Genomic DNA, 16,814 nt, shown 5'->3' with positions numbered 1-16,814 from the left:
ATCCCCACCCTCCGCCAAAAAGCCACTGACCCCTGTGAGAAGTAACCCCCTCAATAGCAAAAAAGAACCTTTCCACAAGGTGAAAAGGTTCTTCGTATCAGCTTCGCCGTTCAGAGGTAAAACCGATTTTAGTGGCCAACGGACTCGACCGGTTTCTCTTCAACTTTTTGCGCTACCGGAATATTGCCGAACCGCTTCGCATAGAGCGCGGTAATAATCGGCACCAGAATCGCAGTCACAATCACACTCGCTGCCACCAATGCTGTTGCAGAAGCCGCTACCGGTTCAAACGCCGGGTTAATCTGGGCGATGATGACCGGGTTGGCCACCGCTGCACCCGCCGCAGAAGATGCAGCCACACCTGCTGTACCATTACCGCCGCCGATAACTTTATCGGCAATGATCAACGGAATGCCCGTGATGATGATGACCGCAACGCCGAGGAAGATACCCAGTAAACCGGTATCGAGGATCACGCCGAGGTTAATGGTGTTACCCAACGCGAAACCGAAGAAAGGGATCAAAACAGGGGTTGCTTTACTGAAGAACGCGCGCAGATCGTGGTCAAGGTTACCCAGTGCGAAGCCAATCAGGAACGGCAGTACGGCGCCCACAAAGTGATGCGGTTCGAATGAGGCGAGGCCTGCAGAACCCAGAATCACCATGGTCATCAACGGACCTGACTCCAGTGACATCAGCACGAATGCACCCGATTCTTCTTTGGATCCATACTGGTTCATCAGGCTGGCGTAAAGGCCGCCGTTGGTCATGTCCATTGCAGAGACGATAGCCAGTACGGAGATCCCTGCAAAGAAGCCCGTTTGAATGCCGCCTTCAGGAATAAACGAGGCGGCAATCATCGCCACCAGCCAGGCGACGGCGATTTTAGTTACCACCAACGTACCGGACTTACGCAATACCGTGCCCGTCGCACGCAGATCAATGGACGCACCAATACAGAAGAACCATACAGCCAGAATGGGAACCGTACCGCCAATCATTCCTTTGGTGAAGGAGCCAAAATAAGCCCCGGTATTCGGTGCCAGGGTATTTAAGATTGCCCCAAGGAGCAGGGGTATCAACATCATCCCGCCAGGGATTCGTTCAATGGTGGCTTTGATCTTCATAATAAATCCTCACTTCTCATCATACGGAATGACCGAGAAAAACCAGAAAGTAACTGTTAGATATTCAAAGGGTTAAACCACTAAGGTCTTTTTACCATTCACGTTTTCCTCTCTGTCAGGCACCGGGAAAACGTCGGGCTATGAATCTCATAATCCTTAGTGGCGTTATGTCTGGGGGTATGATGCGATCTTTGGAATATCGATTCAATGAAAATAAAACAGTGTTTTAGTTATCTTCATCACATATTCCGTGTAAAGATTTCTAAAGACTCCAATAATTAAAATTACTGTAAATGGCTTGTGAAGAATTATGTAATGAGCATGGCTAGCAAAGTAATAATAACGCGCGTTATTGGCTGATAGTTCTCAGGAGGGTGCAGGGAAAAGGTTATATTTTTTGAACGGAATTTCCCGTTAAGTAAAACGAGGTTTTGAGAAAAAAATGTTTACGTTATGGAAAGTGTGTTGAGAGTCACATGGACTATTTATGTGAAGTTGATCACCTTTTTAAACCCTGTTAGGGTAAAAAGGAGTCGTTTAATGCCCGCGCAGGCGTCAACAGGTTCGGTTGTACAGGCTGTAACCAGTCCGTGTAAGTAAACCTGCTACGCTTGAATAAGGACGCTGCAAGATGCGGCGGAATACGCCTGGCGTTACTGTGGAATAAAGCTGGGCGGTAATGGGCGAAAGTCAAAAGAGGAAACTATGTTAAAAAGGAAAAAGGTTAAACCCATCACCTTGCGCGATGTGACCATTATAGATGATGGGAAATTGCGTAAGGCTATTACCGCTGCATCGCTGGGTAATGCGATGGAGTGGTTTGACTTCGGGGTATATGGTTTTGTGGCTTACGCCCTCGGCAAGGTGTTTTTCCCTGATGCCGATCCCAGCGTACAGATGATAGCAGCGTTAGGTACCTTCTCTGTACCTTTCCTTATTCGTCCGCTCGGCGGGTTATTCTTCGGGATGCTCGGTGACAAATACGGGCGTCAGAAAATTCTCGCGATCACTATTGTTATTATGTCAGTCAGTACCTTCTGTATTGGTCTGATTCCCTCGTACGAATCCATCGGCATATGGGCACCCATCCTGCTGCTGCTTTGTAAGATGGCGCAGGGCTTCTCGGTGGGCGGAGAATATACCGGTGCGTCTATCTTTGTTGCGGAGTACTCCCCGGACAGACGACGCGGCTTTTTAGGTAGCTGGCTGGACTTCGGCTCTATTGCGGGCTTTGTGTTGGGGGCAGGTGTTGTTGTACTGCTGTCCACCATTGTCGGTGAAGCGAATTTCCTTGACTGGGGCTGGCGTATTCCGTTCTTCCTGGCGCTGCCGCTTGGACTGATTGGCCTCTACCTGCGCCATGCGCTGGAAGAGACACCCGCGTTCCAGCAGCATGTCGATAAACTTGAGCAGGGCGATCGTCAGGGATTGCAGGAAGGCCCGAAAGTGTCCTTCAAAGAGATTGCGACCAAGCACTGGCGTAGCCTGTTGACCTGTATCGGTCTGGTGATTGCAACTAACGTCACCTATTACATGCTCCTGACCTACATGCCAAGCTACCTGTCTCACAACCTGCATTACTCTGAAGACCATGGTGTGCTGATCATCATCGCTATTATGATTGGTATGCTGTTTGTTCAGCCGATCATGGGTCTGTTGAGTGACCGCTTTGGTCGCCGTCCGTTCGTACTGTTAGGCAGCGTAGCGCTCTTTGTGCTTGCGATTCCGGCGTTCCTGCTGATTAACAGTAACGTTATCGGCCTGATTTTTGCGGGCCTGCTGATGCTGGCGGTGGTGCTCAACTGCTTCACCGGTGTGATGGCGTCTACGCTGCCGGCGATGTTCCCGACGCACCTGCGTTACAGTGCGCTGGCCAGTGCCTTTAACATCTCCATACTGATCGCCGGCCTGACGCCTACGCTCACCGCCTGGATGGTAGAATCGACCTCTGACCTGATGATGCCAGCTTATTATCTGATGGTGGTCGCAGTTATTGGTCTGATTACCGGTATCACGATGAAAGAGACGGCCAATAAACCGTTGAAAGGGGCAACGCCTGCGGCATCGGATATTCATGAAGCCAGAGAGATCCTGCAAGAGCATCACGACAATATCGAACAGAAAATCGAGGATATTGATCAAGAGATCGCAGAACTTCAGGAGAAGCGTACGCGACTTGTTCAGCAGCATCCGAAGATTGACGAGTAAGTGAATAAAGCCCGGTGAGAACCGGGCTTTTGTTTATCTGTCAGCACCCCGCAGCAATATAGTCGCCGTTGGCACTGACCGGAATCACGGTTAAGAACAGCACGACCGCAAAAAGCAGTAAGACCACTCCACCGGCAATACGCACTGCCGGAAGCAGCCAGGGGAATTGTCCGGACTCCCGGCTGAAGAAAGTCGCGGTGCTATTACGGGCATAACGGACGGCCAGCGACAGGCCCATAATAGACAGCGCCGTGCCAAACGACATCGTCATCACCGCCGCCATGCCCCAGCTCACGATCCCCAGCGCATTAGAAAACAGCAAGATCATGATGGCACCACTGCATGGACGGGCACCGATGGCCATAATCACACCGAGACGCGTTTTCCAGTCGCCCTGCGCACTAATGCCGACACCGTGTTGCCCACAGCCGCAGTCCATATCATGGGCAAGCTCCGCGGCAAGCGGCCGTAACCCGGTGATTTGTGGTTTTTTCGGTCTTAAACTTTTCGCCGCCTGCCAGATAAGCCAGCAGCCAAACCCGCCAATCATCACGGCACTGATTTTCTCCACATACCAGCGGCTTTGACTGAGATCGCCTGAGGCAAGGTTGAACCCTACCGCCAGAATGAAGACAAACAGGATCGCGCTGACGCCCTGCATCAGGCTGCCCAGAAAGGGAATCACGCGTGCGGCGGTCTGACTCTCTTTATTGGTGGTCAGGTAGGTCGCCACAATGAATTTGCCATGCCCCGGCCCAATGGCATGGAGTACGCCATAAAAGAAGGCACCTGACATGAGCCAGAGTCCACCGATGTACTGATGATTATTAAGCTGGAGCAGATACATCACCAGGTAACGATGCAGCGTGATTTGCGCGTTCAGACACCACTGCAAAAAATCGGCCCAATGGGTATGTAAGGCCACGGCGGCGAAGATAACAAGCAGTACCAGCGCGATGGCGCCCGGTACGCGCCAGGGGCGGGTCAGGGTTTGCGTCGTCATAGTGTCAGGCGGGATGGGGAGACCATAAGGGCAGTATAGGTGCTGCTCTGGGTTCGCTCCAGAGAACCGGCGGTGGCGAACAAGTGTGAGGAAGAAAAACGGGAGCCAAATGGCTCCCGTCTGAGGAGGATCAGAAGGTTTTGCGCAGACGTAAACTGAAGGTATGCGCCTGGTAACGCTCGCCTGCCTGCAGATCGTAACGCGCATCAAGGGTCAGATCCTTCGCGTTATACAATGTGCTGCCGATAGCAATCCCGGCCATGTCTTTCACCGGCGCGGCACCTTTAGTCGTAAACTGCGTTTCACCAAGAGTATCGGCACCAAAGGTCGCCGTGCTGCTCATCTGGCGATCGTCGTACTGATGAATCCAGGACGCTTGCACGAACGGGGTCAGTTTGCCAAGACGCGTATCAAAGGTCTTTTCTACGCGGGCACCGATATCGCTGGTTACCGACTGATTGTGGCTGCTGCCGACATTCAGTGCCATACCATTACCGCCGCTCTCTTTGTAGCCATCAATATGCTGATAACCGTAAGTGAGCGTCGCCATCGGCGTTAGTGCGACGTCGGCAGGCAGCTGTAGTGGATAGCCCAGCTCAGTTTGCAACGTCACGGACTGACCATTGAACTTGCCATTTGTACGACCAGAGAAGCCGGTAAAGTCAGCATGACGCGTCGACGCGTAGTTTTGACGGTTCACCCCGGCAGAGAGGTTCAGGTACCACGGGTTGCCCGTGTAGCCAGCGTAACCAATCACACCGTAGTTATCGGCAGTCGAGCGATCGTTATTCAGGTTGCCGGTACCATGAACGGAGGTGTTGCTGTAGTTCACCGCCGCACCGGCACGCCAGTTGTCACCCAGGGCACGATCGGCGCCCAGCAGCAGACCGCCGAATTTCGCTTTATAACCGCTGACTTCACGAGAGCTGTCCTGACGGGCAAAGCCACCAAACGGTTGACCCCAGAAGGCCCACTCATCATAAGCATCACCGGTAGAAACGCCGCTCATGCCCGCGGTTTGCGGATTCCGCGCCGTATTCATGTGGTTACCGACAACACTCATCGCTTTGGTGACTGCGGTGCCGGTGGCAGTACTGGCATTGATGTTCTGGCTGGAGGAGAGTTGCTCGCCAACACGGTTTGCTTCAGAGATACCGTTAATGGCCAGTGAGGCGTTATACAACTCCAACAGTTGCGGAGAAATACCGGAATACTGCGTCAGGCCGGTCAGTGTTGACGTTGCGCCCTCCGTGGTTGCCCGGTTTTTCAGGACTGGTTTTACCGGCTCAGCTTGCGGCTGCGCTGGCGTCACGGCAATCGGTGTCACAACAATCGGTGCCACAGCAACAGGGGTCGCCACCACCGGCGTCGCCTCAACGGGCGTGACAACAACCGGCGTTTCGACGGCAGGCGTTGCCGGTGCCGTTGTGGTCGGTTCCGTCGTTACCGGGGTGGTAACCACCGGTGTTGCCGGGGTGGTGGTAACAGGAGTCGTAACAGGCTCTGGGGTCACCGGCGTCGGTTTGGATGTCTGCGGCGGGGTAACGATAACCGGCGCCTCTTCCAGACTCAGCACTAACGCGCTGCGCGTGCCGTCGTTAACTTCCGTTCCCTTCACGGCACCGTTATAGCCCTCGGCTTTATAACTCAGGCTGCTGGCGTTGTACTGAGTATCGGCACTGTTTGCGCTGATCACCACATAGCGCTGACCGGTGGCAAACGAGTAAGTGTTGCCTGTACGGGCCAGCGAGATGTGGGAACCCTGGTCGATCGTTGCGGCACCGTTCACCGTAAGACGACCGTAGCCAGAGGCCGTCGTCGTGTCTTCAGAGGCATTAGCACCATCGCTGACGCCCAGAATCAGGGAGCCGGTGGCATTCTGGTGATAATTGCCATAAATGATAAGCGGCGCGTTCACCTGAAGACGTGCAGCGTCGTTAAGGACCGTCCCCCCCGAGGCATAAACATGGTTGTTCAACAGTAATGAACCGGAACTGAAGGTCACGTTTCCGCCGTTGGTGAAGATATACCCGGTTGCGCCTGGATTATAACCTGTCAGTACGCCTTGCCCGTTCTTGCCGCCGGAGATAACGATCGGCGTTGCGCCATAATTATAAATATTACCGGCGATAGTTCCGCTGTTGGTAATCTTTATAGCGTCGCTAAAGCTATTGTTATTATAGGTATAAATGGCCTGCGGTGCTTTAATTAGCCCGCTATTAATGATCTGGCCAATGGCATTATATTGTGTGCTGTCGCTTAAAATGCCGAAATAATTGCTGCTGATGGTTCCGCTGTTGTTCAGTGTACCAATGTTGCCATAATTTCGAATGGCAACGCTGCCGCCGACCAGACCATTGCTGTAATTGGAAGAGATCGTTCCGGTGTTAACAATGGTATCAATGCTGCCTTCGTTAAAAATAGCACTGTCACCTGAGTGACCATTATTATTATTGGAAATGATACCGGCGTTTTCGACCTGGTAGATATATCCGTTGTTATACAGACCCATAGCGCCAATAATGGTGCCATCGGCTTTGTTATTCAGCGTGTTGATATAGCCATAGTTATGAATGGCGTATCCATAGTTGCTGCTGCTGGTGTCGCCAATCAGCCCGCTGTTGCTGATAAGGTCAGTCTGGCTACCGTTTTCAAGGTAGATCGCCCCATAGGTGCTGGCGTTCGCAATCGTGCCGCTGTTCGCAATCGTACCGATAGTGCCAGCGTTATAGACCGAATATCCGCTGGTGCCGGAAATCGTGCCCGCATTATTTAAATAATTGAGGTTTCCATCGTAAGTCACCTGGATTGCAGAAAATCCAGAAGCAATCAATGAACCCTGGTTGGTAATATCTAAATTATCGAAAGTAAATGAAATTTCACGACTTGTACTAACAGCTGTGCTAATAGTTTCATTCGTTGTAATGGCGTGAGCATAAGTCGCCAGCAATCCTTGCGCAGAGGTGAGTGCCACCAGCAATGAACCATGCTGGCCGAGTCGTAATTTCTTCATGATGTACCGTTGCGTTATATTTTTAAAAGATTCCTGGTGTTGGTGAAATTGGATCTCAGATTCGTCTGATATTTATCCAGATGCAGAATATACATTTGGTTGCAAAAAACACAATCCGTGCTAAATGATGTTTAAGCTTCACTACAAGCTATAACAATGCCATTTTATGCATGATAAAACCCTGCAAAGAGAAGGCTTAATGCGTAATAAATCAGGAAAGAAAGTAAGTCTTTTGTTGATTGCTATGGTTTTTTTATTAAGCGGATGTGGTACTACCAATCGTCAGGCAAATGTTGATGCGCTCACAAAAATAACTGGTCTTACCAGTGAAAATTTACAAACTAAGACATTTGTGCTACGCGCCTTAAGTAAAACTTCAGCGCCTGTTAACATTTTGCGGGTTTATATCGAAGGCGATGGTTTCGCCTGGGTTAATCGCTCAACCCCTTCAGATGACCCGACACCGCGTAACCCGGTAGGATTAAAACTCGCGGCTGCGGATCCGTCGCCCAACATCCTTTATCTGGCCCGCCCCTGCCAGTTCACTGATCTTCCGCTGCCCGCCGTTTGTACAACAGCCTGGTGGACGGACAAACGCTTTGCGCCGGAGGTGGTCAGCGCGATGGATGAAGCGCTCACAACGTTTGCTAATCGGTATCCGGGCGTGCAATTAGAGCTGGTGGGATATTCAGGCGGGGCAACCCTCGCTGCGTTGCTTGCAGCACGTCGTCATGATGTCCGTTCGTTGCGCACGGTCGCCGGGAATCTGGATGTTGCGTACGTTAATGCGTTGCATCACGTCACGCCAATGCCTGAGTCACTCAGCGCAATAGATGTAGCTTCAGATCTATCTGCGTTACCGCAGATGCATTTTAGCGGCACTGAAGACACCACGGTTCCAACGTTAGTACCAAGACGATTCCAGCAGGTGGCCGGTAAACGATGTGTACAGGTCGTGGAGGTTACGGGCATGGAGCATGGTTCAGACTGGGCAGCGCGCTGGCCGGTATTGCTGACGACGCTGCCGAAGTGTCAGTGATTACGGGTTAATGATTACTTTGTGGTAGTTCTCTTTATCGATATCGCCAATCTCAACGGTGATGTTGGTTTCTACGCCGTTCTCAACGGAGAAGTGTTCAGCCGCCTGCGCCAGCACGATATCGGCAGCGGCTTTTTTCACTTCCGGGCTGCGCCCCGGTAGCATGCGAAAGTCGATTTGCAGGAAGGCTTTGTGTGCAATGCCTTCACCTGAGACGTAGCGGGATACGGGAATAAAGAAGGTTTTGAAATTGCCGACGTCGGTGACCAAAACGGGTGCGAGCAGAGTGTGTATCTTTTGGGCAAAAGCTTCGAGCTTATCCTGTGCGGGCAGGTTGGCGGTGTAGTGCATGAGAATATTAGGCATGGGATTTCCCTGTAAGAAACAGGCTTTTATGTATACGTCAGGTGGTGGCGTGAAAGCAAGCGAGGGTAAGGGAGCAGGGAAGGGTAACCAGGTTTCAGGGATAAGATTTAGGCAAATGCCGGGGCCGCATGCGGGAAAGATGATGTGCATTTTCCCCCTCACCCCGACCCTCTCCCTCAGGGCTGAGAGATCCCCACAAAATAATACGAGCACGGACAGTCCCCTCTCCTCTTTGGGGAGAGGGCAAGGGTGAGGGGAAACATGCGGCTCTGGTGGTCATTCCGTTCACCTTATGTTCCTTGCTTTTCTATAACGCCAGAACCTGTGAACGTGCCAGGGTGGTTCACCGCCACCACCCTGGCGACCCGGGCTCCCGGCCAGGAAAATCGCCGCTGGCGCGGTCCACTACGCATATTCCTTCAGGCTTATCGGGGACGGGCGCAGGTAACGTCCCTGTAAAGTCGCCCTCGCCGCGCATCCCTGCGCGGCGCCCCGGCCTTACGGATACGCTTCGTCGATTTTCAGCCGGACCCAGTCATCGCGGTGACTGTTTTATTCTCATGGCGCGGTGTTATCGCTGTAAAACGTAATATTACTGGGGATTCCTCAGTCCTCAGGGAGAGTCTGGAAAACCAAAAGCAAAAAACCCGCCATAGGCGGGTTCTTCTAAATAGTGGTGCCCGGACTCGGAATCGAACCAAGGACACGGGGATTTTCAATCCCCTGCTCTACCGACTGAGCTATCCGGGCAACGGGGCGCATTAAACCTTAATCGCTGTAAGGCGTCAACTCTATTTCAAAAAATGCTGTTCAGTTGCTCAACTTTGCGGCAGTCTGAGCGATTCTGCGCCAAATAGCGGCGTGTTGCACAAATCTTCCAGATTTTTTCAGCGTGGGCAGGTCATGCTGTTCACGAGGATAGCGGAGGCAATATGGCAAATGACTGGCTGGAGTTACGGCAACATGCTGATACCGGTATTGAAACCATTCGTGCCCACTTTGAGGGGCACGCATACGATCCGCACTGGCATGACAGCTATCTGGTCGGTATTACCCTGAGCGGCACTCAGGAGTTCCATTGCCGCCGTGAACGCCATCGCAGCGTGCCGGGTGACGCATTCTTGCTGGAACCCGGTGAGATTCATGATGGCGACGCGCCGGTGGAAGGGGGCTTTACCTACTTGACGTTCTACCTTGATGAAGGGTGGCTGAACTCAACATTGCGTGGATTATACGACTCGGTGCCCTCCAGCTATTCGCTCCATTTTTCTCGCACGATGGCGCGCGAGCCGCTGCTCGCCGGCGCTATTTCGCAAACCTTTCATTCTCTGCATAGCGAAGAGATGCGGATTGTTCAGCAAAGTGCGATGGACAATCTGCTTGGTCAGCTTACCCGGCATACCCAATGGCGAAAGCGCCTGCCGTCGCAGTTGCAAAGCGCCGCAGTGGCGCATCGCGCACGTGATTATTTGCACGCGCACATGGGGGACAATATCGGCCTGTCGGATCTGGCGCGTGAAACCGGTACCGATCGCTTCACCCTGACGCGCTGCTTTAAACGTGAGTTCCACCTTTCGCCCCACGCCTGGCTTATTCAACTGCGGCTGGCCAATGCCCGCAGCAGGCTGGCACGGGGAGAGCAGCCCGCGAGCGTGGCGGCCGCGCTGGGGTTTGCCGATCAAAGCCACCTCGGGCGCTGGTTCCAGCGCGCTTATCGCCTCTCTCCCGCCCATTACCGAAAACTCTGCACAAATCTTCCAGACGGTGTTAGTAAATAGCGCGACAGTCACAGCACGGAGAATAAGGAGTCCCGACTGTGCATACCTTCTACACTTACCTGCCGTTTATGCTTTTTGCCTTCGTGGCGTCGATAACCCCCGGCCCAACTAACATTTTGATTCTCACCAGCAGCCAGCGCTATGGCGTTAAGGCGACCCTGCCTGCGGTGATGGGGGCCTGCGTGGCGGCGAGCCTGATTGTTTTTATTTCCGGTGTGGGGGCAGGGGAAATACTGCGTGACCACCCGCTGATACGTGAGGCTATGAGCTGGGCGGGCGCCCTCTGGCTAAGCTGGATGAGCTGGCAGCTGTTCACCGCCCCGGCGGCCAATTTGCACGGCAGTGCCGGGGCGCCGTTTAGCGGACGATCTGCGGCCATGTTGCAGCTCATTAATCCGAAAACCTGGATGATGGCGCTGGCGATCGTGAGCTTGTTCGCGCCAGCAGGCGCACATCCACTGCGCGATGTTTCGCTGCTGTCGCTGAGCTTTCTGGTTATTTCCCTGCTTTGCCTGTGCGCCTGGACGCTGCTTGGCAAAGCGGTTAACCGACTGTTTCGTACGGCGACATCACTGATTATCTTTCAGCGGGTGATGGCACTGTGTCTGCTACTGTCAGCCTGGATGGGGTTTATCGGCTGATCAGGTCAAGGCACCGCCAGCACGGCAGCAGGCAAAGCGCAGAATATCTTCCGCCAGCCGATGAGCAGTATCCACGTCGGTCTGGCTGCGATTAACCAGCATCCGGCTCAGGCAGCCCTCCAGCACCAGCTCCATCTGTTTAGCCACCATGGTGGGATCATCCACTTCCAGTTGGGTCAACAACTCGTGGGTGAAAGCAAAGGCAGCTTGCTTTTGCTGTTCAGCCAGCTGATGTATCGGGTGATCGGGGTCCGGGTAAAAGGTACAGGCAGCAATAAACAAGCAGCCAGGATAGCGGTTGTTGCTCACGCAATCCGTCAATGCGCCATAGCGGGCGAGAAGCTTTTGCTCTTTGCTCAACGATTCGTTGAGTAACAACTGCCTGCGCCAAATCTCGACCTGTTGACTGAGATGGCGAAGAGCGTCATAAAACAGCGCCTCTTTATCCGGCCAGAAGCGCTGAAACTCATCCAGCGGATAGTCGATACGCTCAGCGACCATTTCCGGTGTTGTATCAGCAATGCCTTTTAATTCAAATAATTGAAGCGTCTGATTTAAAACATCTTCACGTTGCACGATGAACTCCTTCGTCTTCAGAAACCGGCTTCCCCACCAAGTGTTGTTTACGGGGCCAGATTGCGCAAATGCGCGGCGAATGCGGGGGCATCCATAAATCCGGTGACACGCTGTGCCGGATGCTCCTGACCCTGCGCGTCAAAAAACACAATGGTGGGTAAACCCAGTACCTGTAAATGTTGCAGCAGGGCTTTATCCTGCGCGTTATTGCGTGTCACATCGGCTTGCAGGAGCAGCGTGTTCTGCAAGGCTGTTTGTACCTGTTTATCGCTAAAGGTGTACTTCTCGAACTCTTTACAGGCCACGCACCAGTCGGCATAGAGATCCAGCATGACCGGGCGGCCATTCGCCTGCGACAGCGCCCGATCAAGGTCGTCGACGGTTTTGATCGTGGTAAACGGCAGATGCGCCTGACTTCCAGTAACGGGTTGCCCGAATGCCCAGTCCTGTAACGGACGCGCACTGACCAGGGCGGCGCCGAGCAGAAGGATCTGGAGGATGCGCATTAACGGGCGGGTTGCCCCAAGGCTTGAAATAAACGCCCAGGCGAAGAAGGCGACGCCGAGCAGCGACCAGAGACGCAGCCCCCAGTCGTCACCCAGCACACGCTCCAGCAGGAACACCGGCAGGGCGAGGATCACAAAGCCAAAGGCGATTTTGACCTGCGCCATCCACGGCCCGCTTTTGGGCAGCAGTCGGTTGCCAAACACCGTCACCAGAATCAGTGGCAATCCCATGCCGAGGGCATAGAGATACAACGTACCGCCACCGAGCCACAGATTACCGCTCTGGGCAATATAGAGCAGGATGGCACTCAGCGGCGCGGTGGTGCAGGGGGAACAGATAAGCCCGGCGATGGCACCCATAGCAAAAACGCCGCCCGGCGAGCCCCCCTGCTGGCGATTGCTCATCAGCGTCAGGCGGGTTTGCAGGGCAGAGGGCAACTGGAGAGAGAACAGGCCAAACATCGACAGCGCCAGCAGAATAAAGACCACGGACAGGCCAATCAGCACGTAAGGATGTTGAAGTGCAGCCTGGAACTGTAGCCCGGCGGCGGCAACCACCAGGCCGAGTGCGGTATAGGTGAGCGCCATGCCCTGAACGTAGATAAACGCCAGCATGAGGGCCCGCGCCGTCGAGAGCCGCTGTTTACCGCCAAGGACGATGCCGGAGATGAGCGGGTACATGGGTAAGACGCAGGGGGTGAAGGCGACGCCGATGCCGATAAGCAAAGCCCAAAGGGCAGAGAAGGGCAGCGTGGCTGGAGCCGTGTCGTCATTGCCCCTCACCCCGGCCCTCTCCCCGGAGGGGCGAGGGGGGACAGGCTGGGCACTGTTTTCTGACGCTGCAACAGTTTGTCCCCTCTCCTGGGGGAGAGGGGTAGGGTGAGGGCGAACCTCACTCAACGGAATCACTTTGGTTTCCGGCGGGTAGCAGAACCCGGCATCGGCACAGCCCTGGTAAGTGACCGTCAGCGTCGCGCCTTTTGCCGCCTGGTTAATCGTGACCGGCAGGTTTAACCGCTGGCGGTAAATCTCACTCTTACCGAAAAACTCATCCTCATGGGACTCACCCGTGGGCAGCGGTAGTGGGCCAACCTCGGCCTGCGCGGGGGTAACGTTAATTTGTTGACGATAGAGGTAGTAGCCCTCTTTTATCTGCCAGTTCAGGTTGAGGTCGCTTGCCTGCTGCTGAAAATCGAACATAAATGCCCGATCCGCAGGCACAAAATCCGAGCGTCCGGGGACGTCAAACAGCCCGGCAAGAGCAGGTGTACTGCATAACAGCAGAATCAGCGTAAAGATGCGTTGAGCCATGAGAGGTAGTCAAAGTCTCCGTGAGTGACCGGTAAAGCGAGCAGTTCTGGGGTCTGGTAAGGATGATGTGATTTGATGCAGGCGAAGAGGTCTTCCAGATGGGCGACGTCAGTTTTGAGCAACAGCTGTACCTCGTACTCCTGCTCCAGTTTGCCCTCCCAGTAATACATGGAGGTCGCGCCAGGAAGAAGGGTTACGCAGGCGGCGTGCTTATCGGCGAGTACTTTTGCCGCCAGCTCCTGGGCGGTGGCTTCATCCGGGGCGGTGCAGAGTACAACAACAGCATCAGGCGTGTTCATCGTTAACCTCTTCTCAGCGAAAAGGGGACTATACCACGCGCAGAAAAACCGGGTCGCAGTGCGGCCCGGTTTTAACAACTTTTACAACAGAATACCGCCAATCACGAAGCCGAGCAGCACGCAGAGCGAAATGGCAATCACACCCGGGACTAAAAATGCATGGTTGAACACATATTTACCAATGCGCGTTGAACCGGTGTCATCCATCTCCACCGCCGCCAGCAGTGTAGGATAGGTCGGCAGCACAAACAGCGCCGATACCGCAGCAAAAGAGGCAACGGCAGTGAGAGGACTCACGCCCAGCAGTAGAGCCGCTGGCATCAGCGCCTTGGTGGTCGCTGCCTGGGAGTAGAGCAGCGTCGAGGCAAAGAACAATACCACCGCCAGCAGCCACGGGTAGTTGTGCAGCAGGTCACCCGCCACCGTCTGGATGTCGGTAATATGGGCTTTAACGAAGGTATCGCCCAGCCAGGCCACACCCAGTACGCAGACGCAGGCACTCATACCGGATTTAAAGGTGCTGGCGTTCAGTACTTCGCTGGTGTCGATTTTGCAGGTGATGCTGATCAAAGTGGCGATAGTCAGCATAAAGACCACGATCGCTTCGTTACGTGGCAGAACCGGATTTTTGATCAGGCCAACGGTGTCGCTGATGGCGGTGGCATAGAACATCACCGCCACGATACCGATTAAAAACAGCAGTACGGAGCGCTTCGCGTGTGGTTTCAGTTCAAACACCTGGCTGCCGCGCAGTTTTACCTCTCCTTTCGCCAGGCGTTCCTGATAAACCGGATCGTCTTTCAGTTCAGCGCCGAGGAAGTTACAGACCACCGCCGTCAGCATTACGGCAATTAGCGTCACCGGAATACAGATGGCCAGCAGCGTCAAATAGCTCACGCCCAGCGGCTCAAGAATCCCGGCAAAGAAGACCACGGCGGCGGAGATGGGTGAGGCGGTGATGGCAATTTGCGAGGCCACCACGGCAATAGAGAGCGGGCGTGACGGGCGGATACCCTGCTCTTTTGCCACTTCCGTAATCACCGGCAGCGTGGAAAATGCCGTATGCCCGGTACCCGCCAGAATGGTCATAAACCAGGTGACCAGGGGGGCGAGAAAGGTGATGTATTTGGGATGGCGGCGCAGCATACGCTCCGCCAGGCTTACCAGGTAATCCATTCCCCCTGCCACCTGCATCGCGGCAATAGAGGCGATAACGGCCATGATGATTTCAATGACATCGAAGGGGATTGCGCCAGGTTTGACTTGAAAAAAGAGGGTGAGTACAAGCACGCCGAAGCCACCGGCAAAACCAATGCCGATGCCACCGAGTCTGGCCCCCAGGTAAATAGCCAGCAGCACGAGGACGAGTTCTGCAGCAAACATAATTGCCTTCCTTGTTGATGAAGTGAGATTGAATTTTTTTACTGAAGGCCAAAAAAAAGGCACGTCTGCTGACGCGCCTTTTTCCACTAGCCGCCAGTATTACTGTTCGCTTTCATCGGTATAACGCTTGGCCTTGTACGCTGGGTGCATCAGGTTCTGTGCGGAGAAAATATCATCCAGCTCTGCTTCGGTGAGCAGGCCACGTTCCAGTACCACTTCACGCACGCTTTTGCCCGTTTCGGCGCAGATTTTGCCGACGATGTCGCCATTGTGGTGACCAATAAACGGGTTGAGGTAGGTGACAATGCCGATAGAGTTATAAACATAGCCCTCACAAACGGACTTGTTGGCGGTAATGCCGTTCACGCATTTTTCCAGCAGGTTGTAGCAGGCGTTGGTCAGAATATGGATGGACTCAAACATCGCCTGGCCAATTACCGGCTCCATCACGTTCAGCTGCAACTGACCTGCTTCGGAGGCCATGGTGACGGTGGTGTCGTTACCAATCACTTTAAAGCAGACCTGGTTCACCACTTCTGGCACCACCGGGTTCACTTTGGCCGGCATGATAGACGAGCCCGCTTGCAGTTCAGGCAGGTTGATCTCGTTCAGGCCGGCACGAGGACCGGAGGAGAGCAGGCGCAGGTCGTTACAGATTTTGGACATCTTCACGGCGAGGCGTTTCAGGGCGCTGTGCACCATCACGTAAGCCCCACAGTCGGAGGTCGCTTCAATCAGATCTTCTGCGGGCACCACCGGCAGGTTGCTGACTTCCGCCAGCTTCTGTACCGCCAGCTGTTGGTAACCGTCCGGGGTATTCAGACGTGTACCAATCGCCGTTGCGCCGAGGTTCACTTCCAGCAGCAGTTCGGAAGTGCGCAGCAGGTTTCGGGTCTCTTCTTTAAGCAGCACATTGAAGGCGTGGAATTCCTGACCGAGGGTCATTGGCACTGCGTCCTGCAACTGGGTACGGCCCATTTTCAGCACGTCGCGGAACTCAGCGGCTTTATGCTCGAAGCCATCACCCAACTGATTTATCGCATCAATCAGTTTCAGAACCGAGGTGTAGACCGCGATACGGAATCCGGTGGGGTAGGCGTCGTTGGTGGACTGGCATTTATTCACGTGGTCATTGGGGTTGAGGTACTGGTACTCACCCTTCTGGTGGCCCATCAGCTCGAGGCCAATGTTTGCAAGGACTTCGTTGGTGTTCATATTCACCGAGGTTCCGGCGCCGCCCTGATAGACGTCAACCGGGAATTGGTCCATACATTTGCCGTTGTTAAGGACTTCATCACATGCTGCCACGATGGTATTCGCAATGCTCTTCGGGATGGTTTGCAGCTCTTTGTTTGCCAGAGCAGCCGCTTTTTTTACCATTACCATGCCACGGACAAATTCCGGGATGTCGCTGATTTTGCTATTACTAATGTAGAAGTTTTCAATCGCTCTAAGAGTATGCACGCCATAATAGGCGTCCGCTGGTACTTCCCTTGTGCCCAACAAATCTTCTTCGATACGAATGTTGTTTAACATGTGAACCTTCTTTTTCAAGCTACGAATG

At 53.8% G+C, this 16,814-nt stretch carries 13 protein-coding genes and 1 tRNA gene; 4 read left to right on the top strand and 10 right to left on the bottom strand.

Annotation, left to right across the window (positions count from 1 at the left end):
• Positions 1-128: 128 nt before the first annotated feature.
• Positions 129-1,127: a 2-keto-3-deoxygluconate transporter gene (kdgT, locus tag ACUY4Q_RS22130; RefSeq protein ID WP_458044796.1), complete on the bottom strand. Its 999-nt coding sequence runs from the start codon at positions 1,125-1,127 to the stop codon at positions 129-131.
• Positions 1,128-1,832: 705 nt separating this feature from the next.
• On the opposite strand from kdgT, the gene proP reads away from it, so the two are divergent.
• Complete coding sequence (gene proP / locus ACUY4Q_RS22125; RefSeq protein ID WP_458044795.1) at positions 1,833-3,335, top strand: glycine betaine/L-proline transporter ProP; 1,503 nt, start codon at positions 1,833-1,835, stop codon at positions 3,333-3,335.
• A 40-nt stretch (positions 3,336-3,375) separates the two neighbouring features.
• On the opposite strand, the gene ACUY4Q_RS22120 is transcribed toward proP, so the two are convergent.
• A complete protein-coding gene (locus tag ACUY4Q_RS22120) occupies positions 3,376-4,338 on the bottom strand; it encodes a nickel/cobalt transporter (RefSeq protein WP_458044794.1) in 963 nt (320 codons plus the stop codon).
• A gap of 130 nt (positions 4,339-4,468) precedes the next feature.
• Complete coding sequence (locus ACUY4Q_RS22115) at positions 4,469-7,351, bottom strand: autotransporter family protein (RefSeq protein WP_458044793.1); 2,883 nt, start codon at positions 7,349-7,351, stop codon at positions 4,469-4,471.
• 199 nt (positions 7,352-7,550) lie between these two features.
• On the opposite strand from ACUY4Q_RS22115, the gene ACUY4Q_RS22110 reads away from it, so the two are divergent.
• Positions 7,551-8,390 (top strand): alpha/beta hydrolase, encoded by an 840-nt coding sequence (locus ACUY4Q_RS22110; RefSeq protein ID WP_458044792.1) that lies wholly within the window; start codon positions 7,551-7,553, stop codon positions 8,388-8,390.
• Here the strand turns inward: ACUY4Q_RS22110 and ACUY4Q_RS22105 are convergent, their stop codons facing one another.
• Both ACUY4Q_RS22105 and ACUY4Q_RS22100 read right to left on the bottom strand, forming a co-directional pair.
• Positions 8,391-8,756, bottom strand: a complete 366-nt coding sequence (locus tag ACUY4Q_RS22105) for a 5-carboxymethyl-2-hydroxymuconate Delta-isomerase (protein ID WP_458044791.1) — start codon at positions 8,754-8,756, stop codon at positions 8,391-8,393.
• Between the two features lie 674 nt (positions 8,757-9,430).
• Positions 9,431-9,506, bottom strand: a tRNA-Phe gene (locus tag ACUY4Q_RS22100).
• A gap of 182 nt (positions 9,507-9,688) precedes the next feature.
• Between ACUY4Q_RS22100 and ACUY4Q_RS22095 the strand changes: the two genes are divergently transcribed.
• Both ACUY4Q_RS22095 and ACUY4Q_RS22090 read left to right on the top strand, forming a co-directional pair.
• The gene (locus tag ACUY4Q_RS22095) at positions 9,689-10,534 is read left to right on the top strand and encodes an AraC family ligand binding domain-containing protein (RefSeq protein WP_458044790.1); all 846 of its coding nucleotides are present in this window, start codon (positions 9,689-9,691) and stop codon (positions 10,532-10,534) included.
• Positions 10,535-10,602: 68 nt separating this feature from the next.
• Positions 10,603-11,175, top strand: a complete 573-nt coding sequence (locus ACUY4Q_RS22090) for a LysE family translocator (RefSeq protein WP_458047418.1) — start codon at positions 10,603-10,605, stop codon at positions 11,173-11,175.
• Here ACUY4Q_RS22090 and ACUY4Q_RS22085 read toward each other — a convergent pair whose 3' ends face one another.
• The 5 genes from ACUY4Q_RS22085 to aspA all read right to left on the bottom strand — a co-directional run bounded on the left by ACUY4Q_RS22085 (position 11,176) and on the right by aspA (position 16,786).
• The gene (locus tag ACUY4Q_RS22085) at positions 11,176-11,751 is read right to left on the bottom strand and encodes a transcriptional regulator (protein WP_458044789.1); all 576 of its coding nucleotides are present in this window, start codon (positions 11,749-11,751) and stop codon (positions 11,176-11,178) included.
• 47 nt (positions 11,752-11,798) lie between these two features.
• Positions 11,799-13,568: a protein-disulfide reductase DsbD gene (locus tag ACUY4Q_RS22080; RefSeq protein ID WP_458044788.1), complete on the bottom strand. Its 1,770-nt coding sequence runs from the start codon at positions 13,566-13,568 to the stop codon at positions 11,799-11,801.
• Positions 13,544-13,867 (bottom strand): divalent cation tolerance protein CutA, encoded by a 324-nt coding sequence (gene cutA / locus ACUY4Q_RS22075; protein WP_458044787.1) that lies wholly within the window; start codon positions 13,865-13,867, stop codon positions 13,544-13,546. The genes ACUY4Q_RS22080 and cutA overlap by 25 nt, the downstream gene beginning before the upstream one ends.
• A gap of 81 nt (positions 13,868-13,948) precedes the next feature.
• The gene (locus ACUY4Q_RS22070) at positions 13,949-15,250 is read right to left on the bottom strand and encodes an anaerobic C4-dicarboxylate transporter (RefSeq protein ID WP_458044786.1); all 1,302 of its coding nucleotides are present in this window, start codon (positions 15,248-15,250) and stop codon (positions 13,949-13,951) included.
• 99 nt (positions 15,251-15,349) lie between these two features.
• Positions 15,350-16,786: an aspartate ammonia-lyase gene (gene aspA, locus ACUY4Q_RS22065; RefSeq protein ID WP_458044785.1), complete on the bottom strand. Its 1,437-nt coding sequence runs from the start codon at positions 16,784-16,786 to the stop codon at positions 15,350-15,352.
• Positions 16,787-16,814: the final 28 nt, after the last annotated feature.

The organism is Phytobacter cepae, from assembly GCF_054165735.1.
Note: the sequence above shows the minus strand (reverse complement) of the source record. Positions and strands in the feature narration are given on the sequence as shown.